Annotated in this window: 25 protein-coding genes; 16 read left to right on the plus strand and 9 right to left on the minus strand. The window is 64.6% G+C overall.

The genetic code is table 11. The features are described 5' to 3' along the window. Positions 1-46 precede the first annotated feature (46 nt). Genes purL through purS form a run of 3 tightly spaced genes read right to left on the minus strand, consistent with a single transcriptional unit; the run spans position 47 to position 3,364 of the window. Positions 47-2,356: a phosphoribosylformylglycinamidine synthase subunit PurL gene (gene purL / locus ACIQT2_RS11070; RefSeq protein WP_402946291.1), complete on the minus strand. Its 2,310-nt coding sequence runs from the start codon at positions 2,354-2,356 to the stop codon at positions 47-49. Next, positions 2,353-3,111 (minus strand): phosphoribosylformylglycinamidine synthase subunit PurQ, encoded by a 759-nt coding sequence (gene purQ, locus ACIQT2_RS11075; protein WP_402946293.1) that lies wholly within the window; start codon positions 3,109-3,111, stop codon positions 2,353-2,355. The genes purL and purQ overlap by 4 nt, the downstream gene beginning before the upstream one ends. A gap of 1 nt (position 3,112) precedes the next feature. Further along, a complete protein-coding gene (gene purS / locus ACIQT2_RS11080; protein ID WP_011773385.1) occupies positions 3,113-3,364 on the minus strand; it encodes a phosphoribosylformylglycinamidine synthase subunit PurS in 252 nt (83 codons plus the stop codon). 283 nt (positions 3,365-3,647) lie between these two features. Here purS and ACIQT2_RS11085 point away from each other — a divergent pair, with 283 nt between their 5' ends. Together ACIQT2_RS11085 and ACIQT2_RS11090 are read left to right on the plus strand one after the other, a co-directional pair. Continuing rightward, positions 3,648-3,854, plus strand: a complete 207-nt coding sequence (locus ACIQT2_RS11085) for a hypothetical protein (RefSeq protein WP_402946295.1) — start codon at positions 3,648-3,650, stop codon at positions 3,852-3,854. 113 nt (positions 3,855-3,967) lie between these two features. Further along, a complete protein-coding gene (locus ACIQT2_RS11090; RefSeq protein WP_397326439.1) occupies positions 3,968-4,258 on the plus strand; it encodes a DUF1540 domain-containing protein in 291 nt (96 codons plus the stop codon). Between the two features lie 57 nt (positions 4,259-4,315). On the opposite strand, the gene ACIQT2_RS11095 is transcribed toward ACIQT2_RS11090, so the two are convergent. Beyond that, positions 4,316-5,254, minus strand: a complete 939-nt coding sequence (locus tag ACIQT2_RS11095) for an NAD(P)-dependent oxidoreductase (RefSeq protein WP_402946297.1) — start codon at positions 5,252-5,254, stop codon at positions 4,316-4,318. A 152-nt stretch (positions 5,255-5,406) separates the two neighbouring features. Here ACIQT2_RS11095 and ACIQT2_RS11100 point away from each other — a divergent pair, with 152 nt between their 5' ends. After that, positions 5,407-8,400: an exo-alpha-sialidase gene (locus tag ACIQT2_RS11100; protein WP_402946299.1), complete on the plus strand. Its 2,994-nt coding sequence runs from the start codon at positions 5,407-5,409 to the stop codon at positions 8,398-8,400. Positions 8,401-8,681: 281 nt separating this feature from the next. Continuing rightward, a complete protein-coding gene (locus tag ACIQT2_RS11105) occupies positions 8,682-11,837 on the plus strand; it encodes a S8 family serine peptidase (RefSeq protein WP_402946301.1) in 3,156 nt (1,051 codons plus the stop codon). 99 nt (positions 11,838-11,936) lie between these two features. Here the strand turns inward: ACIQT2_RS11105 and ACIQT2_RS11110 are convergent, their stop codons facing one another. Genes ACIQT2_RS11110 through ACIQT2_RS11125 form a run of 4 tightly spaced genes read right to left on the minus strand, consistent with a single transcriptional unit; the run spans position 11,937 to position 14,331 of the window. After that, entirely contained in the window at positions 11,937-12,326 is a 390-nt protein-coding gene (locus tag ACIQT2_RS11110; RefSeq protein WP_402946302.1) for a serine protease inhibitor, read from the minus strand. Positions 12,327-12,356: 30 nt separating this feature from the next. Then, positions 12,357-13,316: a 3-methyladenine DNA glycosylase gene (locus tag ACIQT2_RS11115; RefSeq protein WP_402946304.1), complete on the minus strand. Its 960-nt coding sequence runs from the start codon at positions 13,314-13,316 to the stop codon at positions 12,357-12,359. After that, positions 13,273-13,854, minus strand: coding sequence for a serine protease inhibitor (locus tag ACIQT2_RS11120; RefSeq protein WP_402946306.1), 582 nt, complete (start codon positions 13,852-13,854; stop codon positions 13,273-13,275). Before ACIQT2_RS11120 ends, ACIQT2_RS11115 begins: the two co-directional genes overlap by 44 nt. A gap of 9 nt (positions 13,855-13,863) precedes the next feature. Further along, positions 13,864-14,331, minus strand: coding sequence for a MarR family winged helix-turn-helix transcriptional regulator (locus tag ACIQT2_RS11125; protein WP_402946308.1), 468 nt, complete (start codon positions 14,329-14,331; stop codon positions 13,864-13,866). 106 nt (positions 14,332-14,437) lie between these two features. Between ACIQT2_RS11125 and ACIQT2_RS11130 the strand changes: the two genes are divergently transcribed. After that, complete coding sequence (locus ACIQT2_RS11130) at positions 14,438-14,662, plus strand: hypothetical protein (protein WP_397323627.1); 225 nt, start codon at positions 14,438-14,440, stop codon at positions 14,660-14,662. Here ACIQT2_RS11130 and ACIQT2_RS11135 read toward each other — a convergent pair. Next, the gene (locus ACIQT2_RS11135; protein ID WP_402946311.1) at positions 14,659-15,525 is read right to left on the minus strand and encodes an IclR family transcriptional regulator; all 867 of its coding nucleotides are present in this window, start codon (positions 15,523-15,525) and stop codon (positions 14,659-14,661) included. The genes ACIQT2_RS11130 and ACIQT2_RS11135 overlap by 4 nt on opposite strands. Positions 15,526-15,692: 167 nt before the next feature. On the opposite strand from ACIQT2_RS11135, the gene ACIQT2_RS11140 reads away from it, so the two are divergent. The 11 genes from ACIQT2_RS11140 to ACIQT2_RS11190 are packed head-to-tail and all read left to right on the plus strand — an operon-like array spanning position 15,693 to position 26,638. After that, positions 15,693-16,358, plus strand: coding sequence for an ABC transporter permease (locus ACIQT2_RS11140; RefSeq protein ID WP_402946313.1), 666 nt, complete (start codon positions 15,693-15,695; stop codon positions 16,356-16,358). Beyond that, positions 16,351-17,370, plus strand: coding sequence for an ABC transporter ATP-binding protein (locus tag ACIQT2_RS11145; protein WP_402946317.1), 1,020 nt, complete (start codon positions 16,351-16,353; stop codon positions 17,368-17,370). Before ACIQT2_RS11140 ends, ACIQT2_RS11145 begins: the two co-directional genes overlap by 8 nt. Then, on the plus strand, positions 17,367-18,152 hold the full coding sequence (locus ACIQT2_RS11150; protein ID WP_402946319.1) for an ABC transporter permease: 786 nt from the start codon (positions 17,367-17,369) through the stop codon (positions 18,150-18,152). Before ACIQT2_RS11145 ends, ACIQT2_RS11150 begins: the two co-directional genes overlap by 4 nt. Before the next feature lie 27 nt (positions 18,153-18,179). After that, positions 18,180-19,118 (plus strand): glycine betaine ABC transporter substrate-binding protein, encoded by a 939-nt coding sequence (locus ACIQT2_RS11155; protein ID WP_402946321.1) that lies wholly within the window; start codon positions 18,180-18,182, stop codon positions 19,116-19,118. Next, positions 19,118-19,627: a formaldehyde-activating enzyme gene (fae, locus tag ACIQT2_RS11160; RefSeq protein ID WP_402946323.1), complete on the plus strand. Its 510-nt coding sequence runs from the start codon at positions 19,118-19,120 to the stop codon at positions 19,625-19,627. Before ACIQT2_RS11155 ends, fae begins: the two co-directional genes overlap by 1 nt. Positions 19,628-19,634: 7 nt before the next feature. After that, positions 19,635-20,738 carry a mandelate racemase/muconate lactonizing enzyme family protein gene (locus ACIQT2_RS11165; protein ID WP_402946325.1) on the plus strand — a complete coding sequence of 368 codons (1,104 nt, stop codon included), beginning with the start codon at positions 19,635-19,637 and terminating at the stop codon, positions 20,736-20,738. A 10-nt stretch (positions 20,739-20,748) separates the two neighbouring features. Further along, positions 20,749-22,266 (plus strand): aldehyde dehydrogenase, encoded by a 1,518-nt coding sequence (locus tag ACIQT2_RS11170; protein ID WP_402946327.1) that lies wholly within the window; start codon positions 20,749-20,751, stop codon positions 22,264-22,266. A 27-nt stretch (positions 22,267-22,293) separates the two neighbouring features. After that, the gene (locus tag ACIQT2_RS11175; protein ID WP_402946329.1) at positions 22,294-23,271 is read left to right on the plus strand and encodes an NAD(P)-dependent oxidoreductase; all 978 of its coding nucleotides are present in this window, start codon (positions 22,294-22,296) and stop codon (positions 23,269-23,271) included. Between the two features lie 5 nt (positions 23,272-23,276). Further along, a complete protein-coding gene (locus ACIQT2_RS11180; protein WP_402946331.1) occupies positions 23,277-24,464 on the plus strand; it encodes an iron-containing alcohol dehydrogenase family protein in 1,188 nt (395 codons plus the stop codon). After that, a complete protein-coding gene (locus tag ACIQT2_RS11185; RefSeq protein ID WP_402946333.1) occupies positions 24,465-25,958 on the plus strand; it encodes an NAD-dependent succinate-semialdehyde dehydrogenase in 1,494 nt (497 codons plus the stop codon). It abuts the gene before it with no gap. Beyond that, on the plus strand, positions 25,958-26,638 hold the full coding sequence (locus ACIQT2_RS11190; protein ID WP_402946335.1) for an SDR family oxidoreductase: 681 nt from the start codon (positions 25,958-25,960) through the stop codon (positions 26,636-26,638). Before ACIQT2_RS11185 ends, ACIQT2_RS11190 begins: the two co-directional genes overlap by 1 nt. Positions 26,639-26,642: the final 4 nt, after the last annotated feature.

Here is a 26,642-nt window from a genome sequence, read left to right on the forward strand (position 1 = left end):
AAAAAACGCGGGACCACGTGCGTGGTCCCGCGTTTTTTGGCTTCTGCTAGCCGAAGTACTTCGGCAGCGTGCCTTCGTGTGCTTCGCGGAGGGCGTCCAGCGAGAGTTCGTCAACGCCGTTGATCTCCAGCTTTCCGCCGTCAGCGTCAACTACGCCGATCCGGAGGTGCGCAAAGCCGCGGGCCGTGCACATGTCCTTGAAGCGGACTTCCTCGGAGCGCGGCACGGAAACCACCGCACGGGCCTGGGACTCGGAGAACAGGGCCGTGAACAGGTCCACGCCGTCGCGCTCCATGAGTTCCTCCAGGGCGATGCGGGCACCCACGCCGTAACGCAGCGAAGACTCCACCAGCGCGGCCGCGAGGCCACCTTCGGAGAGGTCGTGCGCGGCGTCCACCATGCCGTCGCGGGAAGCGTTGATGAGGATCTCACCAAGCTCACGCTCGGCTGCCAGGTCCACCTTAGGCGGCTGGCCACCGAGGTGGCCGCGGAGGTTGGACCACTCGGAGCCGTCCAGTTCGGCAGCCGTGGTGCCGAGCAGGTAAATGGCCTGCCCGTCCTCGCGCCAGCCCGACGGCGTGCGGCGGGCGACATCGTCGAGCTTGCCCAGGACTGCCACCACCGGAGAGGGGTGGATAGGCGTGGTGCCGGTCTGGTTGTACAGCGAAACGTTGCCGCCGGTGACCGGAACGCCCAGTTCCATGCAGGCGTCGGACAGGCCGCGGATGGCCTCGGCGAGCTGCCACATGACATCCGGGTCCTCGGGGGAACCGAAGTTCAGGCAGTCGCTGACGGCCATGGGCACGGCGCCCGAGGTGGCTACGTTGCGGTAGGCCTCGGCCAGTGCCAGCTGCGCGCCCTGGTACGGGTCCAGGTAGGTGTAGCGGCCGTTGGCGTCGGTGGCCAGGGCAACGCCCAGGCCGGACTCTTCGTCGACGCGGACCACGCCGGCGTCGTCCGGGAAAGCCATGGCCGTGTTGCCGCCAACGTAGCGGTCGTACTGCTTGGTGATCCAGGACTTGCTGCACATGTTGGGCGATGCAATGAGTTCGGTGACGGCGGCTGCCAGCTCGGAGGGAGCGGACGGGCGGTTGGCGTCTTCCACGGATCCGGTGAAGGCGTTGGCCTGGACGGAATCCTGCCACTCCGGGCGGGCGTACGGGCGGTCGTAGACCGGGCCGTCGTGCGCAACGGTGCGGGGATCGACGTCGACAATTACGTCGCCTTCCCAGGTGATGATGAGGCGGCCGGTGTCCGTGACCTCGCCCAGCCAGGAGTACTCAACGGCCCATTTGTCCATCACAGCCTCGAACGCTTCCACGTTCTCCGGGGTGACGATTGCCATCATGCGTTCCTGCGACTCGGACATGAGGATCTCGCCCGGGGTCAGCGTGGGGTCGCGCAGCAGCACCGAGGTCAGCTCAACCTGCATGCCGCCGTCGCCGTTGGAAGCAAGCTCGGACGTGGCACAGGAAATGCCTGCAGCGCCGAGGTCCTGGATGCCTTCAACCAGCGAACCCTTGAAGAGTTCGAGGCAGCACTCGATGAGCACCTTTTCAGCGAAGGGGTCGCCCACCTGGACGGCGGGACGCTTGGACGGCTTGGTGTCGTCAAAGGACTCGGAGGCCAGCACCGAAGCGCCGCCAATGCCGTCGCCACCCGTGCGGGCACCGAACAGGACAACCTTGTTGCCCTTGCCGGAGGCGTTGGCCAGGCGGATGTCCTCGTGGCGCATGACGCCCACGGCCAGTGCGTTCACCAGCGGGTTGCCCTGGTAGACGGAGTCGAACACCATTTCGCCGCCGATGTTCGGCAGGCCAAGGCAGTTGCCGTAGCCGCCGATGCCGGCGACGGCACCGTGCATCACGCGGGCGGTGTCCGGGTGGTCGATCGCACCGAAGCGCAGCGGGTCCATCACGGCCACAGGGCGTGCGCCCATGGAGATGATGTCGCGGACAATGCCGCCGATGCCGGTAGCGGCACCCTGGTACGGCTCAACGAACGACGGCGAGTTGTGGGACTCGATCTTGAACGTCACGGCCCAGCCGTCGCCCAGGTTGGTGACACCGGCGTTCTCGCCGATGCCCACCAGCATGTCCTTCTTCATCTCCTCGGTGACCTTGTCGCCGAACTGGCGCAGGTGGTTCTTGGAGGACTTGTAGGAGCAGTGCTCGCTCCACATCACGGAGTACATGGCCAGCTCGGCGCCGGTGGGGCGGCGGCCCAGGACCTTGACGATCTCGTCGAATTCGTTCTGCTTCAGGCCCAGTTCGGCCCACGGGAGTTCCGTGTCCGGGGTCTTGGCCGCGTGCTCAACGGTATCGATGTTGAACTTCTTGGTGGTTTCGGTGGTCACTTGTCGCCTCCCACAATCTTGGTCAGTACGGAGGTGAAGAAACCGAGGCCATCGGTGCCGTCGTTGGTTGACGGACCAAAGCCTGCCTCAACGGCGTGCTCGGGGTGCGGCATGAGCCCCACCACGTTGCCCGCGGCGTTGGAGATGCCGGCGATGTCGCGGCGGGAGCCGTTCGGGTTGAAGCCCACGTAGCGGAACACCACGCGGCCCTCGGCCTCAAGGGCGTCGAGGGTCTTCTCATCGGCGATGTACTGGCCGTCCTGGTTCTTCAGGGGCACGGTGATTTCCTGGCCGGCCTGGTAGTCCACGGTCCACGCGGTGTTGGCGTTTTCCACGCGCAGCACCTGATCGCGGCAGATGAACTTCAGGTGGTCGTTCTTGATCATGGAACCGGGCAGTAGGTGCGATTCGGTCAGGATCTGGAAACCGTTGCAGATGCCCAGGACGGGCAGCTTGGCGTCGGAGTTTGCGGCGTCGATGATCTTGGACATCAGCGGCGCAAAGCGGGAGATGGCGCCGGCGCGGAGGTAGTCGCCATAGGAGAAACCACCGGGAACCACTACGGCGTCCACGTCGCCAAGTTCGGTGTCTGCGTGCCAGAGCGGCACCGCCGTGGCGCCTGCAAGCCGGACTGCACGGGCGGCGTCGCGGTCGTCCAAGGTTCCGGGGAAGGTGACGACGCCGATCTTGGCGCCCGCCAACCGGGGCTCAGCGGCGACGGCCACGGCCTCGCCAATCAGGGGGAGTGACGTCATCTCAGGCCTCGACGACCTCGACGTTGACAACATCCTCGATCACCGGGTTGGAGAGCAGCGTCTCAGCCGCCTCGCGTGCCTGTGCCAGGATTGCGTCGGTCACCTCGCCGTCGACCGTCAGTTCGAAGCGCTTGCCCTGGCGGACTGCGCTGAAGCTGTTGAAGCCGAGGCGGGGCAGTGCACCCACGATGGCCTTCCCCTGGGGGTCCAGAATCTCGGGCTTGGGCATGACGTCAACGACGATCCGGGGCATCCGGTAACTCCTGTGCGTGAGTTGGGTGAACCTTTAAATAAGGCTGCCGCGGAGGATGCCGTCTCACGCCGTTCAGCCGCGTTCGAACTATGTCCCGAAAACGGTGTCCTGAAACGGTGTGGGGGCGCTCCGCGAGCTTGCACGTCTATCCTACCGGGAGGAGCGCACATACCCTATTCAGCGCGTTTGTGCGAGGAGCCCCCGCCGATTCGGGGGAAATTCCCTGCGATCAGGGCCCGACGGCGGTCTGGCAGCAGGTGCGTGGCGTCACTAGGATTGCGGCATGGCTGAGAAACCGAAGTCGATGGTGCTGGGCGTGATGGCCGTAGCTGTTTTCGCCGGGCTGGGGCGCATGGTCGTCCAGAAAATCAAGGCGGACAGGGCTGCCCGCGAGCAGCGGCTGGTGGCTCCCCTGGACAAGGAAACGCTGGAGAAGATCAGCCGCGCGGTCCGGACTCCAGGCCAGTTCCTGCGGGCTCCAGGCAAATGAACGGATTAGCGAACGTACAAATGCGCTAATCAACCGGGTTAAACCCCCGGAATCAGGCGTACTTTGGGTAGTACATCCGGGGTTCAGCCCCTTGGCCCACACCAGGAGGAACAATGACCGAACATGTTGCCGAAGTATCCGCCTGCAGCGTCGGAACGTGCGGGTTCAACCACAACGGTTGTACCGCCTTTGGAATCACCATCGGTGGCACCCAGGACCACGCATCCTGTGCCACGTTCATCGACACGAACACCATGGGCGGACTGCCCAAGGTCCTTGCGCACGTTGGTGCCTGCCAGCGTTCCGAATGCGTCCACAACAACAACTTGATGTGCGAAGCCCACGATGTGAAGGTTGGCCCCGGCGCCGATTCCGCTGACTGCCTCACGTACGAGCACGCCTGATACCCACTCGCGAAAAGCGGGCACGTCCTTGACGGACGCGCCCGCTTTTTTGCGTGCCTAGCCGGCTACCTGGTTGGTCAGTTCCCGGCCTTCCTTGAGGGCTGCCAGGTTGGACAGCACCAGGGCCGATGAGCCCTTGGGCCGGTTTCCTGCAACGTGCGGGGTAATGATCAGGTTGGGCGCCGACCACAGCTCCGAATCCGCAGGGAGGGGCTCAACCTTGGTGACGTCCAGCGCAGCCGCGCGCAGGCTGCCGTTACGGAGGGCCGTCAGCAGGGCATCCTCGTCCACGGTGGCTCCGCGGCCCACGTTGACGAACACGGCAGTCTCCGGAAGGGGAGCGAGCACCTCGGCGTTGAGTGAGCTTTCGGTTTCCGGAGTCGCCGGCAGGATGGAGACCAGCACGTCCGTGGTCTTCAGTACCTCGGGGAGTTCGGAGGTGGCGACCACCGGGAACCCATAGCGCTCGCCAGCGGAATTCGCGACGCCGGTGACCTTGGCACCCAGCGCGGCCAGCAGGGGAGCGAGGCGCCCGGCGATGGAGCCGAACCCCCAAATGGTGACCTTGGCGCCGTCGAGCGTGTAGAGCTGCCCGGTATCCGGCGACGACTGGGCCACGTTGTAATCGCGGTTCCAGGTGGCGGCTTTTTGCGACTCGAGCAGCACGTCCAGGCGCCGGACGGCTGCCAGGACCAAGGCCAGGGCGTGTTCGGCCACGGGGCCGTCGTGGAGTGAGCGCCCGGAGGTAATGGCCACGTTCTCTGCGAAGCCTGCGGCGAGGACGGAGTCCGGGCCTGCGGCGAGTGTTTGGACGAGCCTGAGGTCTCCGAGTCGTTCCGCTGCGTCGCTGAGGTTCGCCGCGGTGTTCTGCCAGACCACCAGGACTTCGGCGTCCGTGTGCTCGTCAGGAATCGGCTGGTCGACCTGGTACGTGGCGACCGTTTCCCCTGATGCGCTCAGGTCCAGGGCGATGGTGTGGGGGACGAGGATTTTCACTGCGCAGCTCCATTACTGAGGGTTTGCCGGTATGTGTTCGACGTTAGTGCCTGCAGGCAGACGGACGCATTCCACCGGTTCATCTCTGGCAATGTGACGACCAACACTCTATGGTTGTAGGACGTTCGACGTGGCACGTAACACCAATGGTCATGTTGGATCGATCCCGCCGTTTCGAAAGGACACTGGATTTGAGATCCCCCGCACTCTCGTTCGCCCGTTTATCCTCCGTAGGTGCCGTGGGCTGTGCCTTGGCCGTCAGCCTGGTGGCTGGCTTGGGCTTGCCTGCCAATGCCGCCCCCATTCCTGCCAACGACCCCACGCTGGCCCCCGGAAGTTTCAGCGAAACCAACCTCGCTGCCGACCGCACCACGGACAACTTCTTCTACCGGATCCCCGCCCTCACGTACCTGGCCAATAACGTGGTCCTCGCTGCGTGGGACGGCCGGCCGGGGTCGGCAGCGGACGCCCCCAACCCCAACTCGATCGTGCAGCGCCGCAGCACCGATGGCGGCAAAACGTGGGGCCCGGTTCAGGTCATTGCCGCCGGACACGTTGGCGATGCGAGCGGCCCGAAGTACGGCTACAGCGACCCTTCCTACATCTACGACGCCGAGGCCAACAAAGTCTTCGCCTTCTTTGTCTATTCGAAGGACCAGGGCTTCGGCGGCAGCCAGTTCGGCAACGACGACGCTGACAGGAACGTCATTTCCTCCGCCGTCATCGAGTCCTCTGACGGTGGCGTCACTTGGGGCCAGCCGCGGCTGATTACCAACGTCACCAAGCCCGGCACCAGCAAGACTAGCCCCGTGGCCGGGGATGTCCGCTCCAACTTCGCGTCCTCCGGCGAGGGCATCCAGCTCAAGTACGGGCAGCACAAGGGCAGGCTCATCCAGCAATACGCGGGCGATGTGCGCCAGGCCGACGGGACCAACAAGATCCAGGCCTACAGCGTCTACTCCGACGATCACGGGGTGACCTGGAAGAAGGGCGCCAACGTGGGCGACCGGATGGACGAGAACAAGACCGTTGAGCTCTCCGACGGACGCGTCCTGCTGAACTCCCGCGACAACGCCAACCAGGGCTACCGCAAGGTGGCCATCTCAACGGATGGCGGCGCCACGTACGGTCCCGTTACCCAGGACACTGAGCTGCCGGACCCCGCCAACAACGGCGCCATCTCGCGGATGTTCCCCAACGCCGCCCAGGGTTCGGCCGACGCGAAGAAGCTCATCTTCACCAACGCCAACTCCAAGACCGGGCGCGAGAACGTCTCGGCCCGGGTATCGTGCGACGACGGCGCCACGTGGCCGGGGGTACGGACCATCCGTTCAGGTTTCTCGGCCTACTCCACGGTGACGCGTTTGGAAGATGGCAAGTTCGGGGTGCTCTACGAGGGCAACTACACGGACAACATGCCGTTCGCCTCGTTCGATGACGCGTGGTTGAACTACGCCTGCGCTCCACTCTCCGTTCCTGAGGTCACCACGGCCCCGGGCACCACACAGCAGGTTCCCGTGACTGTCACCAACCAGGAAGCGGTGGCCCTGTCCGGGGCCAGCGCAACGGTTTACACGCCGTCGGGCTGGTCTGCCACCACGGTTCCCGTGCCCACCCTGGCGCCCGGCGCCTCGACCACCGTGAACGTCGCCCTCACCGCGCCGACCAACGCCAGTGGGCCGCAGAACCTGAACGCGGCCTTCACGACGGCGGATGACCGGGTTTCGCAGTTCACCTTTACCGCCACTGTGCCCGTGGCACCGCAGGTGGGACTCACCATCACCGGCACTGCACCGGCCCGCGATGTTGTTGCCAACCCGTACCAAGTGGGTGAAGCGTTGACGTACAGCTTCACGGTCAAAAGCACCGCCAACGTGACCACCAACGCCATTCCTATGTCGGGGACTTTCGACTCCGGGTTCCTGCCGCCGTCGGCTCCTAACTGCCGGTACAACAACCTCGCCGCAGGAGCCAGTTACACCTGCAGCACGGCCAAGCACGTCATAACTGAGGCCGACATCCAGCGGGGCTACTTCGCGCCCGAAGCCAGCTTCAGCATCACCTCAACCACGACGCCGTCACTCACCAAAACCGTGCCGTTCACCGGCGCTGCGGTGGCCTTGCGCGACGGGCTGCTGGCGGCCGACATCAGCGGGGCGCGTGCCGACGTCGGGCGTGACCTCGCCACCCAGCCGTACGCGGCAGGCGACCTGGTCCCGTACACCTTCACGGTGAAGAACACTGGTCCCCTGGCGGAGAAAGTGGTTCCGACGGCGGGCAACTTCAGTCCGTTCCTGCCGGAAGGTGCGGGCAACTGCCGGTACTCGTCCTTGCCTGCCGGGCAGAGCTACCAGTGCACCACGCCGCGGCACACGGTGACGGCGGCGGAGGCCGAGCAGGGCTTCTTTGTTCCTCTTACGTCGTGGGAGGTCAGCGCTGCCGGGCAGTCCATCAAGACCTACCAGATCAACGGTGGCGAGGTGGATCTGAAGGTGCGCAATGCTGGGTTGTCGGCAACCGTCGTTGCGGAGTGGTCTGACGTGAACGGGGACCGCTACGCGAGTGTTGGCGATCCCGTGACCTACACGTACACCGTGGGCAACTCCGGGAACGTGGCAGTAACCGGGGTTGAAGCTCCCGTGGCCGGGATTTCGGTTGCTTCGCTGGCCGCCGGTGACAGCGTGACTGCCACGCGTGAGCATGTGCTGACGGCTGCCGACGTGGCTGCGGGGTCCTTGCCCGCTCAGTCCTTCGAAGTGACGGCGCGCAACGGTGCCAAGGAGGTTGTGGCGGCGGCGGAAGGTGATGCACTGGCCTTGAAGGTGCAGCCCGCGCAGCCGTCGCTTGAACCGCGACTGACCGTCCAGGACTTTGATGGCCAGACCCCGCCTTTCGACCTCGGTACGGAGTTCAAGTACCGCAACGGCCAGAAGGTAGTTTTGAAAGGGCTGGAGTATGGGCAGTGGTACTACGTATATCTCAATAAGAACAGCTACCGCCTGGGTTGGATTTTCCCAACAACGGATAACACCGTGGAATTCATTCTTCCTTCCGATGTGAAGAATGGCCGGGACGATGTGGTGGTACTGGACAAGGACGGCAAGCAGGTCTCCTTTGATCGGCTGCAAGTGACGCCGAAGGGCTGAACCCGCCTTGCGGGGAGGTCGTCGGCATCTGAACGGGCGGCCTCCCCTCACGCTGCCGTTCTTAGTTCGTCACATGGCTTGCCGCGCGGCGTGTGACAAGACAAATTTCCCGAAATGTGCTGTATGTCATAATTCCCCGTCGCTATGTACTCTGTGACTCGGTTGGTTGCGTTGTTTTGACAGGACCTGTCAAAAAAGCAACCATCTCCAGTTGACAGGTCCGGGCGAAGGCGCCGGGTCCTCCCCAGTGAAAGGTGCAGTCACTCGTGAAATCACAAGGAATGAGCTTCGTCAGAAGCGGGGGGCTTCGGAAGGCAGCGGCCTTGGCCGTGGGCGTTCCGTTGCTGCTCTCTTCGGTGGCGTTGCCGGCCCAGGCCGCTCCATCAACGGAGAACGCGCCAGGGAATGTTGCGTCGGTGGCCAAGAAGAACCTTGACCCCAACGCTTACAAGGACGGCCGCTACATGGTGGTCCTGGCAGAGAAGCCGGCAGCCACTTACGACGGCGGCACTGCAGGGCTTGCGCCAACCAAACCGGAGGAGGGCAAGAAGCTTGACGCGGACAGCGCCCCGGTCAAGCAGTACCAATCGCACCTTCAGCAGAAGCAAAAGGAAGTGGCGCAGCAGGAAAACGTCACCATCCAGCGTGAATTCACCACCGCTGTGAACGGCTTCAGCGCCAACCTCACGGCGGACCAGGCCATCAACCTGGCGAAGGACCCCAAGGTCCTCCTGGTGGCCCCGGACACGCAGTACGCCCCCGACTACTCCACCACCGATTACCTGAAGCTCAGCGGCGCCAACGGCACGTGGAAAACCCAGTACGGCGGCGTGGACAACGCGGGCAAGGGCACGGTTGTCGGCGTGATCGACACCGGCTATACCCCGTCCAACCCCTTCTTCGCCGGCGATCCGGTCGGTCCGCTCGTCGGCAACCCCCAGGTGGGTGTTCCCTACCGCACAGGGGACGGCAAGATCGCCATGCTGAAGGCAGACGGCGATACCTTCGTGGGCGAATGCCAGGCAGGAACGGGCACAGGCGCCGGCTACGACGGCAGCGCCTGCAACTCCAAGGTCCTCAGCACCCACTACTTCGCGGACGCCTTCCTTGAAACCGTTCCGCCGGAAAACCGCGCCCCCGAAGAAGTCATCTCCCCCGTGGACGTCGACAGCCACGGCACCCACACCGCAAGCACCGCGGCGGGCAACGCCAACGTGGAAGCCACAGTGGACGGCCGCAGCTTCGGCACCACCAGCGGCATCGCACCGGCCGCGAAACTCTCCATCTACAAGGTCTGCTGGGAAGACACCGATCCCGCAACAGGCGGCTGCTACGGCTCTTCTTCCGTGGACGCGATCGAGCAGGCCATCCTGGACGGCGTGGACGTGCTGAACTACTCCATCTCCGGTTCCACCACCTCCACCACGGACCCGGTTTCCCTGGCCTTCCTGTCCGCGGCTTCCGCAGGCATCTTCGTGGCAACGTCCGCCGGTAACTCGGGCCCCACCGCCAGCACCGTGAACCATGGCGCACCGTGGCTGACCACGGTTGCCGCTACCTCGTTCTCCCAGGAACTGCAGGGCACGGTGGAATTCTCCGATGGCAGCAAGTTCCGCGGAGCGAGCATCATGAACAAAGAGGTGAGCGGCGCCGGCGTCGTGCTTTCCACCAACGCCGCAAGCGGCAACGGCAACGCCGCACTCTGCGCTCCGGATTCGCTTGATCCTGCCAAGGTGACCGGCAAGGTGGTTGTTTGTGACCGCGGCGTTGTGGACCGCACCGCCAAGAGCGCCGAAGTACAGCGTGCCGGTGGCGTCGGCATGATCCTGGTGAACCTGACCGACTCCTCGCTGGATACGGACAAGCACGTCATTCCCACCGTCCACGTGAACCCGCCGGCTACGCAGGCCATCAAGGACAAGGTCACGGCCAACCCGGCCATCACCGTCTCCCTGCGCAACCGCGACACCACCGGCCTGCCGCTCGAAGCCCAGCCGCAGATCGCCGGATTCTCCTCGCGCGGACCGCTGCTTGCCACCGACTCCGACCTCCTGAAGCCGGACGTTTCCGCTCCGGGCGTTGCCATCCTCGCGGGTGTTTCACCGATCGGAACCGGCGGTGACAACTTCGGCTTCCTGTCCGGAACGTCCATGGCTTCGCCGCACGTGGCAGGCTTCGGTGCACTGATCCTGTCCAAGAACCCCACATGGTCCCCGGCCACCGTAAAGTCGGCCATGATGACCACGGCCGGCCAGGTGAAGCTGGCCAACGGCGCTCCGAACACGGACGTCTTCGCCACCGGTGCCGGGCAGGTTGATCCCGCCAAGGTGCTGTCCCCGGGCCTGGTATATGACAACACGACGGAGGACTACCTCAAGTTCGTCCAGGGCACCGGCATGGACCTGGGCATCCCGGGCCTCGGAACCACGGCCGCCCGTGACGTCAACGTGCCATCGTTCGCGCTGGGCAACCTTGCCGGCAAGATCGAGGTCACCCGTACGGTGACTGCCCTGACTCCGGGCCTGTACCGGGCTTCGGTCAACGTTCCGGGCGTGGACGTCAAGGTCACCCCGTCCGTGCTGAACTTCAGCCGCGCCGGTGAGAAGCGCTCGTTCAAGGTGCAGTTCGAGAACAAGAACGCCGCGCTCGGCAAGTTCGCCATGGGTTCGCTGACCTGGCAGGGTGCCAACAAGACCGTCTCGTCGCCCATCGCCGTCCGTCCCCAGTCCGTGATCGCCGACCGGGCGCTCGCGTTCACGGGAACAGGTCCCAACGGCTCGGGAACCATCAACATCACCTCGGGCACCAACCTGCCCGTGGGTGTCACGGTTGATGGGCTGTCCAAGGCCGACTCCTCCGCCGTCGAGCTGGTTCCGGGTCCGTTCGCCGGCGAAACCAACGCCTCGAACTTCGTGAAGAAGGTGACCGTTGGTGCGGGCAGTGCCCTTGCCAAGTTCTCGGTGATTTCCTCAGACGAGGCTGCGGACTTCGACATGTTGGTCCTGAGTCCGTCCGGCCAGCAGTTGCCGGCCGCGACCGCCTCAGCCAGCGAAACGCTGTCCATCCCCAATCCGGCGCCGGGCGATTACTACGTTTTCGCCAACCTCTACGCGAGCCCCAACAACCAGCCCACCAAGGCCTCTGTTGATGCTGCGGTCCTGGGGGCCAACCAAGGCAACGCCTCGGTGACGCCCAACCCCATCAGGCTGGCCAACGGCAAGAAGGGCACCATCTCCCTGAACTGGAAGAACCTGGCGCCCGGCTCCTACATCGGCCGGCTGACTTTCGCGGGAACCAGTGAGCCGAGCTTCGTTACGGTTGTGGTGAACCAGGGCGGTACTGTCGTGGTTCCGGACTGCGAGGATCCGAAGAAGGACAAGAAGAACCGCGGCAAGATCCGTGGTGATGAACAGACCCAGGAGAACAACGCCGGCTAACTCCGGACTCCTGACGAACAGCAGTGGCCGGTGGGAAATCCCATCGGCCACTGCTGTGTTCAGGCGTCTGCCGGTTCCTGTTCGCTACCCCGCGTTGATTTAGGTTGCGCCGGTTGCGCCGCCCAAAGTGCCGAGTAAGGGGGCCATGGTTTTCCAGCGGGCGATCTCGCAGCCGTCGGTCCGGCTGAAGTAACTGTTGACCGGCCGGCCACGGAATGAGCCCGTCACCAGCGCCGTCTGCGGGCCGCCGTACTGTTGCGTGCAGATCCGGTCCAGGCGGGGGACGGGAAAGAAGATTTCCTCGCCGAATTGCTCGACGGCGGCAAGCGCCGCGTGCGCGTCCGGAAGGTTCGAATCGAGCGAACCTTCGTCCGGTGACAGGACGCCGTCCACGGACCGCAACCGGAACTCCCGTGGCTCAGCGCCTGGTGCCTCTGTCAGCGTGACCGTCAGGTCGACGTCGTACTCGGTCTTTTCGGTGGAAACCATGCTTGCCTTTCGCTGGTGGCGGCGGGTGCTTCAGGCGGGCAACGCGTCCAGCAGCGGCCCAACAGCCTTAAGCACGCGGGCCCGCAGCTCCTGGGATTCGGCCGCGAAAGCCCGCTGGTACTCAACGTACTCGGCCTTGCCCTGCGGTGTCTCGATCCTGATGGGCGGGTAGCCCCATTCTTCGAGGTCGTAGGGGGAAGCCTTCATGTCCATGGCACGGATCCGCCATGACAACTCGAAGCAATCCATGACGAGCTCGCTGGGCAGCGCGGGCGTGAGCTTGTAGGCCCACTTGTACAGGTCCATGTTGGCGTGCAGGCAGCCGGGCTGTTCCATGAACCGCTGGTTCCCGCGGGTGGGAGCCTGCTCGTTGAGCGGGATGGCATCCGGCGTGTAGAAGCGGAAAGCGTCGAAGTGCGTGCACCGGATGCGGTTCTGCTCCACCACGGCATCGGTGCCTTCGCCGCCGAGCCGCAACTGCAGGTATTCGTGCCGGAGCTCGAACTTCTCCTGCCGGTACACCATGGCCCACTCGTGCAGCCCGAAGCAGCCGAACTGGGCCGGGCGCATGGCAGTGCCCCGCAGGATGATTCCCGCGAAGCGGACGGCTTCGGCGCGCTGGGATGCGAAGCCGTCGCGGTCGAAGGCGACAGCGGGCGTCCCGGGAGCCAGTCCGACGGATGCGAGCTGGCCGTCGTCGAGCCGGTGGTAGAACTTCCATTCGGCCCGTTCCAGGGCGCGCTCGCCCGTGAGGATCACGCCGTCGCCGGGATGCCAGCGCAGCAACTGGCCGGGCTTCTGGGTGTAATACGTGAAAAGGAAATCCTCCACGGGGTGTTTCCGCCCGGCCGAACGACGCGCCAGATAGGGGTCCGCGTACTGCGCCACCCGGGCATGATGGGCAGCCTCCAGCGCGAGCCATTGCTCCTGCGGGAGGTGCTGCGGGCTAGGCTGCTCCACCGCTGGCACCAAGGAGGACGCTTGCAGCATCCCACTGCGCAATCTGGCAGCCGTCAGTCCGGCTGAACTTCCTGTTCACCTCAGTGCCATCCACGGAGCCCGTGACCGTGGCAGTTTCCGGGCCACCGAACTGCATGGTGCAGTTTTGGTCGGCCGGAACAGGTGCAGTCAGGAGGGTGGGGTAGGTCTTCAGCGCCTCGCAGGCTGCCGCCGCGGTGGGGTGCTTGCTTTCAGCCGCCGGTACGCCGCCCGCGCAGACCAAGGTGTAGTTCTGTGGCGTGGCCTCGGGGGAAGCCAGGAAGGTGATGGAGAGTTCGGCGTTGCCCTGGCCCGGTGTTGCCGGGGGAAGGCTGGGGTTCGGTTCGCCGGGTCCGACGCTCGTGGGCACCTGCGTGGGGGTGCCGCTGGAGGAAGGGGACGACGACGGTGCTTGCGTGGCGCTGGTAGTGGCACTTGATGTTGGGGTGCTCGTGCTTGTGCTGTTGTCGGGGGCCGGTGTCCCCGTGCAGGCGGTCAGCCCGGCGATGGCCAGGACTGCAAGTGCGGACCGAACGATTGGCAGGCGCATGATGCTATTTTACGACGTTAAGTTTCGTTGGGTGGCGGCGATCAGTCCGGTCATGGCTTGGTGAAGCTCGGCTACTTCCTCACGGCTGAGGTTCAGGCGCTCGCGGATGGTGCCAGGCACGGCCGTTGCCTGCGCCCGGAGCGCGGCACCCTTCTCCGTGAGTTTGATGGCCAAGGCGCGTTCGTTGCCCGGAACGCGCTCGCGGGTGACCAGTTCGGCTTCTTCCAGCCTTCGGAGGAGCGGGGAGAGGGTGGCGGGCTCGTGCAGGAGGGCGTCACTGATGTCCTTGAGGGTGCGCGGACTCCGCTCCCAGAGGGCCAGCATCACGAGGTATTGCGGGTGGGTCAGCCCCATCCGTTCCAGGACAGGCTTGTAGATGCCCACGACGCTGCGCGATGCCACCGTGAGGGCGAAGCAGAGTTGGCGTTCCAGGAGGAGGTCGTCTGTCTCTTCGGTTGCGTCGGTGACTGCTGTCATGGCTTCCCTCCCAGGGCCGGTCTCCAGATTAGTTAGTGCACTAATTATTAGCGTACTATGAAGGTGTTGATCGGTCGAAATGTCTAACTGAAGGAGTCGATCGCCAGTGGCCCAGGAAACCTTCGCCCGGAAGTTCATGCGCGCAACGGGCAAGCTGCGGGTAATCTTCGGCCCGGCGCACAGTAGCTCCCTCGACCACGAGATGACCGAGGAGAACCGTCGCCTCCTGGCGCAACGGCAAGCCGAGACGCAGCAGTGGGAAACCATTCGACGGCCGGACGGCAGCACATACGTGGTGCCCCGGAATCCCGAGGATAAGTCGCTGCGCTAGGCGTTGGGTGAAGCGCCCAGGGCAATCGAGAAATCCCGGGCCACTTTCGCCGCGAGTACGCCGGCCTGGTCCAAGTGCCTGCCGAGCCGCTGCTTGGGTGCGCTGACGTTGAAGGCCGCGACGATGCGCTGCTTGAAGTCGTAAACCGGTGCGGATACTCCCACTACGCCGATCTCGAATTCTTCGTCCACTACGGCGTATCCCTGCCGGCGAATCTGCGTGATCTCCGCCTTGAGGTCCGCGAACGTTTGGATCTTGGATTTCAGTTCGCCCGCGGCAGGGCTTTGTCCTGCCTCCAAGGCGAGGGGAGAGATGTCCTGCCTGTCCGGGCGTGCGGCCGGAGACGAGGCTGCCGCGTGTGTGTCATACCAATCCTTGAGTGCCGTTTCGTCCCAGTCGCTGACCAGTACCCGGCCTGCTGACGTGCTCCAAGCATCAACACTCACTCCTTCCCAGCCGAGGGCCCGGTAGGTGTGGTTGGACATTTCGCTCTTCAGGGTCAGGACCGTTCCGCCGCGCAGGACGCACAGGTGGGTGGTCTCATGCGTCGCGGCGGATACGCGCTTGAGGTAGGGGGCCGATGCGCTGACCATCCTGGCCTCCGTGGTGCGTGCTGCGAGGGCATACAGGCTGTGCCCCAGTGTGTAGAGCAGGCTTTCCGGGTCGCGGCTGACCAAGCCTGCCTCGGCAAGGGTGGCCAGGGTTCTGGAAACCTGCGCCTTGTCCCGCCCGGTAATCTCCGCCACCTTGCTGACACCCAATCCATTGCCGGCAACGGCCTCCGGCGACCCCAGGATTTCCAGCAGTTCGAGGTCCCTTCGGAGCCCTGAGGAATTGCGTCTGGGCGTGGCTGTCTCGTTCACGGGCACTCCTTTGTCGATCCGGTCACGTCTTGATCCTAACCGCAGCGTGTTGACATTTCAACAACACTCATTGCGCAAAAGGGAACCGTTCTTCTACGGTTGTGTCATGCCTCACGGAGAAGTGAGCGCCGATCCTTTCCCCCAATGAAGTGAAAAGGAGGATCACGTTGAACGACTCGTTTCTGTCCGACCTCGGACAGTTCCTCATCAAAAGATCGGCAGACATCGCCGAATCCGCCACCCAGCACCTGCTGGTTGTCTTGGTTTCCCTGCTGATCGCAACGGTCATTGGTGTGGGGATCGGTGTCCTAGTCTGGAACCGGCCCGTCAGCCGGTCAATGGCGATCGCCGGTGCCGGTGTTGGCCTGACCATTCCGTCCATGGCCCTCCTGGCACTCCTTATCCCGCTGCTTGGGCTGGGCTGGACCCCCACCGTGGTGGGACTGGCTTTCTACGCGCTGCTGCCCATCATCCGCAACACCGTTGTAGGCCTGAGGGAAGTTCCCGCTGCCGTTTCCGAATCCGCCCGCGGCATGGGGATGGGGCCGGTCAAGACGCTCTTCCGCGTCCAGCTGCCCATGGCCTGGCCGGTGGTACTGACCGGCGTGCGCGTTTCCGCCCAGCTGTCCATGGGCATCGCCGCCATCGCGGCCTATGTGGGCGGGCCGGGCCTCGGCGAAATGATCTTCAAGGGCCTATCAAGCCTGGGATCCAAGAACGCCCTCAACTTCGCCGTAGTGGGAACCGTCGGCGTCATTGTCCTTGCCCTGCTGCTGGACGGTGCTTTCGTGCTCGTCCGCCGCGTCACTACCTCAAGGGGACTTCGTGTCTGAAACAACTACCCGTCCGGCCGCAGGCGCCCGGATTGTCCTCAAAGACGTCACCAAAACGTACCCGGGACAGGTGATTCCCGCCGTCGAGTCCTTCACCATGGACATCGCCCCCGGCGAGCTGATCATGTTCGTGGGACCGTCCGGCTGCGGCAAGACGACCACCATGAAGATGATCAACAGGATCATCGAACCCACATCCGGCTCCATCACCATTGACGGCGAAGACGTCCTTTCCCTCAATCCCAACGAGCTTCGACGCCGCATTGGGTACGTCATCCAGCAGATCGGCCTCTTCCCGCACATGACCATCGCCGAGAACATCTCGGTAGTGCCGAAGCTCCTAGGCTGGGACAAGAAGCGGACGCGTGACCGCGTGGAAGAGCTGCTGTCCGTCGTCGAACTCGATCCCAAGGTGTTCGCGAACCGGTACCCGCGGCAGCTGTCCGGTGGCCAGCAGCAACGCGTGGGCGTGGCACGGGCCTTGGCTGCCGACCCGCCCGTCATGCTCATGGACGAACCCTTCGGCGCCACCGATCCGATCACGCGGGAAAAGCTCCAGACCGAGTTCCTGCGGCTGCAGGAAAAGCTCAGCAAGACGATCGTCTTCGTCACGCATGACTTCGAAGAGGCCGTCCGTTTGGGTGACCGGATTGCCGTCCTGTCCGAACGCTCGCAGATTGAACAGTTCGATACGCCGGCCAACATCCTGGCCAATCCGGCAAACGACTACGTCTCCCAGTTCGTGGGCCACGGCGCGGCACTCAAGCGCCTCAGCCTCATCCCTGTGAAACAAGCCAGCTTGGGTCCCGCCGTTGCCGGCGGCGCCGTGAGTGTGGGACTCGACGATTCCCTCCGCGACGCCCTGGATGCCCTGGTGCTGTCCGGTGGAGCACCCGTGGCAGTGACCGACGCAGACGGCCGGGCCAGGGGATCGATAGACATCGAACGGATCTCCGCGGTACTGGGCACCGGTATTCATCCGGCAGCACTTGCCGGGGGAGTCCGGCCATGACCGCCCAGGCAACAAAGGACCTGGCCACCTCCTTCGGCACAGCGTCGAACCGGAAGGGCAAGTACTTCTCCTTCAAGCGCTTCGGGGCCCCTTTGGTCATCGCTGCTGCCCTGCTGGCACTGGGCCTGTGGATCTCCTCAATCAGCCTGGATTCCATCGAGGTCCGGACACTGAATTGGGACTACTTGTGGGACCGGACCCGGGAGCACCTGCAGTTGACCGTCACGGCCTCGGCGATCGTTGCGGCGATCGCCATCCCCGCCGGCATCGGCCTCAGCCGGGTGCACTCGAAGGCAGTCCACGGCATAGTCTTCGCCATCGCCAACATCGGGCAGGCCACCCCGGCCATTGGACTGGTGATCCTGCTCGCGATCGTGTGGAAGCTTGGCTTCGAAGTGGCGCTGGTGGGACTGGTTGCCTACTCCATCCTCCCGGTACTCCGCAACACCCTGGTGGGCCTGGAGCAGGTGGACCGCAATTTGGTGGAGGCCGCCCGGGGCATGGGAATGCGCCCGGCCCAGGTCCTGGCCAAGATCGAGCTGCCACTGGCCATTCCGGTGATCGTTGCCGGTCTGCGCACTGCCCTGGTGTTCTGCGTGGGCGTTGCCACCGTTGCCACCTTCATCAACGCCGGAGGGCTGGGCGACATGATCGTCAACGGCCTCAAGCTCCAGCGCTGGCCAGTGCTGATTACAGGGGCCGTGGTGGTTTCCTGCATTGCGCTCACCATCGATTGGCTCGCCGGGCTGGCAGAGGACTTCCTCAAGCCCAAGGGCATCTAAGACAACCAACACTTCCGAAGGACACACATGATGAAGAAACCACTCCTGGCCATCCTGGCCACCGGACTTGCCGCCACCCTGAGCCTGAGCGCGTGCGGCGGCTCGGCTTCCTCCAGCAGCGCCGATGCCAAGGGCGACGAATTGAAGGGCCTCACCGGCGTCATTGGCGCCAAGGACTTTTCCGAGCAATTCATCCTGGCCCACATCACCAGCCAGGTCCTCAACGCGCATGGCGCAGAGACAAGCACCAACACCAGCGTGGTGGGTTCCGCGAACGTCCGCACTGCCTTTGAAACCGGACAGTTCGCCGGATATTGGGAATACACCGGGACCTCCTGGATCACCTACAACAAGCAGACAACTCCCTTGAAGGACAAGAAGGAGATGTTCGACGCCGTCAAGGCAGCCGACGCCAAGAAGGGCATCGCCTGGCTGGATCCGGCACCGCTGAACAACACCTATGCGTTCGCCATCAGGGAGGACAAGGCCAAGGAACTGGGAATAGAGACCCTCTCCGACGTCGCCAAGCTTCCGGCCAGCCAACAGACGTTCTGCGTCGAAAGCGAATTCTCCACCCGGGACGACGGCATGCCGGGCCTGCGCAAGGAGTACGGCATCAGCCCCGATGCCAAGGTTTCCATGCTGGATACAGGCGTCATCTACACGGCCACGGAAAAGGGCCAGGACTGCAACTTCGGCGAAGTCTTCGAGACCGATGGCCGCATCCCGGCGTTGAAGCTCAAGGTCATGAAGGACGACAAGCAGTTCTTCCCCATCTACCAGGGTGCTTTGACCATCAAGTCGGACATGCTGCAGAAATACCCGGCGATCGCGGACATCATGGCCAAGGTTTCCCCGAAGCTCACCACCGAGGTCATGCAGCAACTGAACGCCAAAGCCGACGTCGACGGTGAAGACCCGGACGACATCGCGAAGGAATGGCTCGAGTCGGAAGGCCTCCTCTAATGACCCAGGAAATCCAGATTGGCGAGTCCTTCATTGGGGCCGGCGTCAACGCAGCGCACGTCAACACCGTGCTGGGACACAGGAACGGGCCTGCCGGAAGCGCGTGGGCCACGGCGTTGGCCTCCCCGAGCGCAGGCCACGTGCCCTTCGTGGCCGTCCTCCGCCCATCGCTTCCCGTCAAACCCCTCACCCTCTTCGTGACCAAGACTGCCCCTGCGAACGACCAGCACGGCAACCTCATCTGGGGCGCCGCACAAGCCGGCATCGCCGCAGGCGTAGCTGACGCCGTGGCGGACGGCATCCTCTCCGAGGAACAGGCCGATTCGCACGCGTTGATCGCCGCAGTGTGGGTGAACCCGCAAGCGGACGACGACGACGCCGTCTACCGCAACAACCGCGAGTCGGTCCGGACTGCTTTGGAGAACGGGGCCAAGGGCCTCCCGTCCACGGCAGAAGTCATCGACGCACGCCACACCCCGTCCAACCCCTTCTTCACCCCGCGAGGCTGAACACACCATGAAGATCACTGCAATCCGGCTGACCCGCATGGTCCTTCCCCTGGACCCGCCGTTCAACGCCGCCTGGGACCCCGAGCCGCGTACCGCGTTCCCTGCCACCTTGGTGGAAGTGGAGACCGACGAGGGCATCACCGGCGTCGGCTCGGGCGACACCATGGATGGGTTCGAAGCCTACGAGCACCTGTTCATCGGCACCGATCCGCTGGCCATCCTGAACCAGGTCCGGCGCATCGAAACCATCAACTTCCACGGTGGACGCTACTGGCCCCTCGAAGCCGCCCTTTGGGACATCATCGGCCAGGTGGCTGGCCTTCCCGTCGCCACTCTGTTCGGCGGAGCCAAGGACCGGCTGGTGGCCTACGCCTCCTCCGGCGAACTGAAGGCTCCGGAAGCGCGGGCCGAGTCCGCGCTCGCAGCCAAGGCCCGCGGCTTCAAAGCGATGAAGATCCGCATCGCCCGCGACAGCCTTGAGGAAGGGGTTGCGTCTGTCCGGGCCGCCCGCGAAGCCGTGGGCAGCGACTTCGACCTCATGGTGGACCTGAACCAGATGTGGCGCATGAGCGGGGACATCGAACCTGCACTGGAACTCGCCAAGGTCCAACGCTTGGCTGCCCAGCTCGCGGACCTCGACGTCCGCTGGCTTGAGGAACCCTTGCCCCAGGCGGACATCGTCGGTGCACAGCGGGTGCGTGCCCAGACGGGCATCCAGGTTTCCGGCGGCGAAATGGTCCGAAGCATGCCGGAAATGATGGCGCTCATCGAAGCCGACGCCTACGACATCTACCAGCCTGACGTGGCCCTGGCCGTCGGAATGTACCGCGCCCGTCAGGTGGCTGAGACGGCAAACCTCAAGCACCGCTTCTTCACGCCGCACACCTGGAGCAACGGGCTGGGACTGCTGGCCAACCTGCACGTAGCCGCGGGCGTAGACGCAGGTCCATACTTGGAATTCCCCTACGACCCACCGGGCTGGACCCCCGAGCGCCGCGACTTCTTCATGGAGCCGCTCGACATCGACGACGACGGCATGCTCCGGGTGCCGGACCTGCCGGGCCTGGGCGCCGTGATCGACTACGACGCCGTCAAGAAGTACTCGGTCTAAGGAACCCGCCATGGCACTCAGCAAGAACGAATGGATCGAGCGGGCGGCGGCCCAGCAGCCAAGCACAGGGTTGTATATCGACGGCGGCTTCCGCCCTGCCTGCAGCGGCGAAACCTTCCCCACGGTCTCCCCGAGGGACGGATCCGTCACCGCCCACGTGGCGTCCGCCGGGGAACAGGACGTGGACGACGCAGTGAAGGCCGCACACCGTGCCTTCGAGTCCGGGGTGTGGTCCCGGACGGACCGCCGCCACCGCCAGGCCGTCCTTACCCGGCTCTCCGACCTCATCCTGGAAAACCTCGAAGAACTTGCACTGCTGGAATCCACGGACGCCGGCCACCCGATCGGCGATGCACTCGCCGTGGACGTCCCCAGCTGTGCGCGGACCTTCCGCTGGTACGCCGAAGCATTGGACAAGGTGTACGACGACGTGGCACCAACGCCCAGGAACGCCCTCGCGGTGATTTCCCGGGAGCCGCTCGGGGTGATCGGTGCGGTGGTTCCGTGGAACTACCCGCTGATCATCTCGGCCTGGAAGGTAGCCCCCGCACTGGCGGCCGGAAACTCCGTGGTGCTGAAGCCCTCGGAGCAGACCAGCCTGACCGCCTTGCGACTGGCCGAACTGGCCACCGAAGCGGGTGTGCCGGACGGGGTGTTCAACGTGGTTCCGGGCCTCGGGCACATTGCGGGTGCGGCGCTGGGACGGCACCCCCTGGTGGACAAGGTTACGTTCACGGGCTCACCCGAGGTTGGAAAGTACTTCCAGCGCTACGCTTCCGAGTCCAACGGAAAGCAGGTGGCACTGGAGCTGGGTGGCAAGTCCCCGCAGGTGGTCTTCCATGACGTGGGAGACATCGCCACCTGTGCGTCCGCGGTTGCGTGGGGAATCTTCTACAACGCGGGCCAGACCTGCCACGGTGGCTCCAGGTTGCTGGTGGACGAACGCGTCCACGACGAACTCCTGGAAGAGGTCATCAAAGTGGGCCGGTCGCTGCAACTCGGTGACCCGCTGGATCCAGCCACCCAGATCGGCACCATCATCGATGACAAGCAGTTGGAGAGCATCCTCGGGTACTACGCGATCGCCGAGAAGGAAGGCATCACCGTGGCGTCCGGCGGTGCGCAGGTGAGGCCAGCCGGCGTCGAAAATGGCTATTACCTTGAGCCGACGGTCCTGGACCGGGTGGACAACGCCGGGCGCATCGGACAGGAGGAAATCTTCGGGCCCGTGCTGGCGGTTTCCACCTTCCGCGGTGCGGCGGAAGGAATCCGGATGGCCAATGACACCAAGTACGGCCTGGCCGCGAGCGTGTGGACCCAGGACATCACCAAGGCGCACACCGCTGCCCGTGAACTGCGTGCCGGGACGGTGTGGGTCAACACCTTTGACGTCGCGGACATCATTACCCCCTTTGGCGGATTCAAGGAGTCCGGTTTCGGCAGGGACCGGTCCCTGCACGCGCTGGATGCCTACTCCGCACTGAAGACCACCTGGATCAACCTGGGCGACGCCGCCCTGGATGACTGAACCACAGATCCTGAATTGAGACCCGAAATGACTGCAACAACGCAAGCTTCCGTTCGCGAGGCGCTGCTCCTCACTCCTGGCACCGCCCGGATCGGCTTCATCGGCCTGGGCAACATGGGCTCCGGAATGACCCGGAACCTCCAGGCCGCCGGATTCCAGCTGGTGGTGAATGACGTCCGCAAAGAATCGGCAGCGGGCCTGCTGGCCAACGGGGCCGAATGGGCGGACACCGCAGCGGCAGTCGCCGCCGGCTCCGACGTCGTCATCACCATGCTGCCTACGCCCAAGCACGTGGAGGCCGTCGCCCTGGGACTGGACGGCATCCTCGCCGGAATGCCCGAAGGCGGCACCTGGGTGGACATGTCCACGTCAGTTCCCGAGGTGGCCAACCGGGTACGTGAAGCCGGCACCGCCCGCGGTATCCGGGTGGTCGATGCGCCGGTCAGCGGCATGTCCGTGGGCGCGGCCAACGGCATGCTCCAGATCTTCATCGGCGGCGAGTCAGCCGACGTCGAGCGTCTGCGCCCGGTGTTCGAAGCGATGGGTGATCCGGAGCGCATCCTCCACGTGGGCGGCCACGGCGCCGGCTACGCGGTGAAGCTCATGATCAACCAACTGTGGTTCTCGCACCTCGTGGCCACGGCAGAAGTCCTCAGCACCGGAGTGAAAGCCGGCGTGGACCTGGAAGTGTTGCGGCAGGCACTTATCGCCAGCCCGGCGAACTCCAACTTCGTCCAAAACGATGTCCTGTCCATCCTCAACCACGGCGACTACGACGAAGGCTTCGCGATTGCGCTCGCATGCAAGGACCTGGGTCTGTCCGTGGACCTTGCCCGTTCGGTGGGCGTGCCCATGGAGTTGTCCGGCCTGGTGGAGCAGATCTACCGCAGGGCCAAGGCTCTCTATGGCGACAAAGCCGGAGAAATGACCCCGGTGAAACTTTATGAAGACGCTATTGGCGTGCAGCTGCGCACCGCGCCGGCTGTTGCCGCGGAAGGAGCTTGATCATCATGCAGACACGTATGCAGGTCCACGCCGAGCTGGCCTCCACGGAGCTGACGCTCGATCCGAAGCCGACGGCTTATTTTGGGCGCGGCCGCGTGGCTGAGATTGGCGGGATTGTTGCCTCCCTCGGCGCCAAGTCAGCCCTGATCGTCACGGACCCCTTCCTTGCCACCACGGACGTTGTGTCTGCCGTGCGGGCATCCTTGGAAGCGGCCGGGCTGTCCGTCAGCGTTTTCGATGGCGTGACCCCCAACCCCACCACCACCTGCGTGGACGCCGGCTCGGATCAGGCAGCCGCCTCCGGTGTGGACGTCCTGGTTCCTGTTGGCGGAGGATCGTCCATGGATGCCGCGAAAGGCATCTCGTTGGGTGCCGTGAATCCGGCCAGGGGAGCAGGGCTGGACTACAGCAACCACTTCCCGAACCTGGCGTTGCCGATTGTTGCCGTGCCCACCACCGCCGGTACCGGTGCCGAGGTGAACGCCTTCGGCGTGGTCACCGATGTTGACGCCCACCGCAAGTTCTATGTGGGACACGCCTCCGCGTTGCCGAAGGCTGCGGTGCTGGACCCCGAATTGACGCTGGGCCTGCCGCCCAAGGCAACGGCCGCGACTGGCATGGACGCGCTGACCCACGCGATCGAGTCCTACTCGTCCATCCGGCCCAACCCGTACTCCGATGGCATCGCCTTGCAGGTGGTCTCCACCGTGGCCGAGTTCCTGCCACGGGCCGTTGCCGATGGATCCGATCTCGAAGCCCGCTCCCAGCTGCTCCTCGCCTCCCATATTGCCGGCGTGGGCTTCTCCCATACGGGACTGGGCCTGGTCCACGCGATTGCCCACCCGCTCGGGGGACGCTTCAACATTCCCCACGGACTGGCCCTGTGCCTGGTCATCGAGGATGTCCTGCGGCTGAACCTCCGGAACCGCCTGGACCGGACCGCCCGGCTGGCCTTCGCCTTGGGCGTCGGGGACACCTCGGCGGGCATCGAGCAGAACGCTGCTGCCGCCGTCGACGCCGTTGCGTCGCTGGCCCGGGAGGTGGGCATGACCGCCCGGCTCGCCGACTTCGGCGTCGCTGACGCCGACCTCGACTCCTTGGTCGAAGACACCCTGGCCGATGCCGTCATCAACAACACGCCGGTGCCACCCACCGCCGTCGAAATCCGTACCATCCTCGAGAAAGCGCTCTAAGTGGAGAAGACCATTGAGCTTGATGCCCTGACTGATGCCGAGCGGCAGCTGCTTGCCTCGCTGCCGGTGCGGCTTTTCATTGACGGCCAGTGGACGGACGCGTCCGACGGCGGTGCCTCCGTTGTGGAGGATCCGTCCACCGGCGCTGTGCTCACCAGGATTGCTGACGCTTCACCCGAGGACGGACAGCGGGCCTTGGCTGTTGCCGCCCGCGTCCAGGAATCCTGGGCGGCAACTCCGCCGCGGGAACGTGGGGAGATCCTGCGGCGTGCCTTCGAACTGGTCACCGAGCGGGCCGATGAGTTTGCCTTGGTGATGACCCTGGAAATGGGCAAACCCTTGGCTGAATCCCGCGGTGAAGTTGCCTACGGGGCCGAGTTCCTGCGGTGGTTCTCCGAAGAGGCTGTCCGGATCTCGGGACGCTACTCCACCGCACCGGACGGCAAATCCCGGCTGCTGGTCACCAAGCGTCCCGTAGGTCCCTGCCTGTTCATCACCCCATGGAACTTCCCGTTGGCCATGGCCACCAGGAAGATCGCACCCGCCATCGCAGCTGGCTGCACCATGGTGCTCAAACCGGCGAACCTCACTCCGCTCACGGCACTCCTGTTGACGCAGGTCCTGCAGGAAGCGGGCCTTCCGGCCGGCGTCCTGAACGTCATCCCCACCACACGGCCAGGAGATGTCACAGGACCGCTCATCCGGGACAACCGCCTGCGCAAGCTGTCGTTCACCGGTTCCACGGGCGTGGGCCAGCAGCTCATTGCGGACTCGGCCCACCAAGTGCTCCGCACCTCGATGGAACTCGGCGGAAACGCGCCGTTCCTGGTGTTCGAGGACGCTGATCTGGACGCCGCCCTGGACGGCGCGATGCTGGCGAAGCTGAGGAATATGGGCGAGGCCTGCACGGCCGCCAACCGGTTCATTGTCCATGAATCGCTGGCTTCGGAGTTCAGCCGCCGGTTGGCTGAGCGGATGTCTTCCTTGGTTTTGGGGCGAGGTTCCGCTGAGGGGACCAACATCGGGCCGCTCATTGATGCCAAGAGCCGAGCCAAGGTGGATGAGCTTGTGACGGATGCCGTTTCGCGTGGTGCCTCGGTGCTGGCGGGTGGTTCGCCCGCCGATGGGCCCGGCTACTTCTACCCGGCCACTGTCTTGGTTGATGTCCCCGCCGATGCGCGGATCCTCCACGAGGAGGTCTTCGGTCCCGTGGCACCCATTGTCTGCTTTGACTCGGAAGACGAAGCCATTGCGTTGGCCAATGACACCGAATACGGACTTGTTGCCTACGCCTACACGCGCGATCTCAACCGGGGCATCAGGCTGTCCGAGAAGGTGGATGTGGGGATGTTCGGGCTGAACACGGGCATTGTGTCCAACCCGGCTGCGCCGTTCGGCGGAGTGAAGCAATCCGGGCTCGGCCGGGAAGGCGGCTTTGAGGGCATCGAGGAATTCCTGGAGACCCGTTACGTCGGCATCGCGGATCCTTCCTGATGCTGCGCATCCTGGTCACGGGCGGCACCAGCGGGATCGGTGCCGCCCTGGTGCGGGAGTCCCTGCGGGCAGGGCACTCCGTGTTTACTACGGGGCGCGACCCCGTCAAGCTTGATGCTCTGCTGGCTTCCTCGCATGCCTCCGGACGGCTTGGGGGAGTTGTGGCGGATGCGGGTGACTGGGAGCAAATGCGCGACGCCGTTGCTGACGCCAGCGGCTTTATAGGCGGGATCGATGTCGCCGTTGCCAATGCGGGTTTTTCTTCTCCCGGGGACCTCGCCAATGGCGATCCCCTGCTGTGGCGTGACATGGTGCTGACCAACGTCTACGGTCCGGCAATCCTTGCAAAAGCCACCCTGCCCCAGTTGATGGAGAACCGTGGGCATGTGGTGCTGATCGGCAGCACCGCCGGCCGGAAGGTCTATCCGGGGAACCTCTACACGGCCACCAAATGGGCTGTCACTGGTTACGCGGAGTCGCTCCGGCAGCAATTGGTGGGGACCGGGGTACGGGTCCTGCACATTGCTCCAGGGCACGTGGATACGCCTTTGTGGCGTGAGTCGCCGGACGCTTCGATTCCTCCCGAGTCCGTGGCTGGAACCATGCTGTGGGCGCTGGGCCAGCCACCCGGCGTCGACGTTTCCGAGGTGATGGTGAGGGCCACAGGGCAGGCGTTCTAGCGCC

The organism is Paenarthrobacter sp. NPDC090522, from assembly GCF_044769225.1.
Lineage (GTDB): Bacteria > Actinomycetota > Actinomycetes > Actinomycetales > Micrococcaceae > Arthrobacter.

What these genes read in the sequence shown, in the direction of transcription:
- purQ (WP_402946293.1), bottom strand. Translation starts at nt 3,111, where the DNA reads ATGACGTCACTCCCCCTGATTGGCGAGGCCGTGGCCGTCGCCGCTGAG.
- purS (WP_011773385.1), bottom strand. Translation starts at nt 3,364, where the DNA reads ATGCCCCGGATCGTCGTTGACGTCATGCCCAAGCCCGAGATTCTGGAC.
- ACIQT2_RS11085 (WP_402946295.1), top strand. Translation starts at nt 3,648, where the DNA reads ATGGCTGAGAAACCGAAGTCGATGGTGCTGGGCGTGATGGCCGTAGCT.
- ACIQT2_RS11090 (WP_397326439.1), top strand. Translation starts at nt 3,968, where the DNA reads ATGACCGAACATGTTGCCGAAGTATCCGCCTGCAGCGTCGGAACGTGC.
- ACIQT2_RS11100 (WP_402946299.1), top strand. Translation starts at nt 5,407, where the DNA reads ATGTTGGATCGATCCCGCCGTTTCGAAAGGACACTGGATTTGAGATCC.
- ACIQT2_RS11105 (WP_402946301.1), top strand. Translation starts at nt 8,682, where the DNA reads ATGAGCTTCGTCAGAAGCGGGGGGCTTCGGAAGGCAGCGGCCTTGGCC.
- ACIQT2_RS11110 (WP_402946302.1), bottom strand. Translation starts at nt 12,326, where the DNA reads ATGGTTTCCACCGAAAAGACCGAGTACGACGTCGACCTGACGGTCACG.
- ACIQT2_RS11115 (WP_402946304.1), bottom strand. Translation starts at nt 13,316, where the DNA reads ATGCTGCAAGCGTCCTCCTTGGTGCCAGCGGTGGAGCAGCCTAGCCCG.
- ACIQT2_RS11120 (WP_402946306.1), bottom strand. Translation starts at nt 13,854, where the DNA reads ATGCGCCTGCCAATCGTTCGGTCCGCACTTGCAGTCCTGGCCATCGCC.
- ACIQT2_RS11125 (WP_402946308.1), bottom strand. Translation starts at nt 14,331, where the DNA reads ATGACAGCAGTCACCGACGCAACCGAAGAGACAGACGACCTCCTCCTG.
- ACIQT2_RS11150 (WP_402946319.1), top strand. Translation starts at nt 17,367, where the DNA reads ATGACCGCCCAGGCAACAAAGGACCTGGCCACCTCCTTCGGCACAGCG.
- ACIQT2_RS11155 (WP_402946321.1), top strand. Translation starts at nt 18,180, where the DNA reads ATGATGAAGAAACCACTCCTGGCCATCCTGGCCACCGGACTTGCCGCC.
- fae (WP_402946323.1), top strand. Translation starts at nt 19,118, where the DNA reads ATGACCCAGGAAATCCAGATTGGCGAGTCCTTCATTGGGGCCGGCGTC.
- ACIQT2_RS11165 (WP_402946325.1), top strand. Translation starts at nt 19,635, where the DNA reads ATGAAGATCACTGCAATCCGGCTGACCCGCATGGTCCTTCCCCTGGAC.
- ACIQT2_RS11170 (WP_402946327.1), top strand. Translation starts at nt 20,749, where the DNA reads ATGGCACTCAGCAAGAACGAATGGATCGAGCGGGCGGCGGCCCAGCAG.
- ACIQT2_RS11175 (WP_402946329.1), top strand. Translation starts at nt 22,294, where the DNA reads ATGACTGCAACAACGCAAGCTTCCGTTCGCGAGGCGCTGCTCCTCACT.
- ACIQT2_RS11180 (WP_402946331.1), top strand. Translation starts at nt 23,277, where the DNA reads ATGCAGACACGTATGCAGGTCCACGCCGAGCTGGCCTCCACGGAGCTG.
- ACIQT2_RS11190 (WP_402946335.1), top strand. Translation starts at nt 25,958, where the DNA reads ATGCTGCGCATCCTGGTCACGGGCGGCACCAGCGGGATCGGTGCCGCC.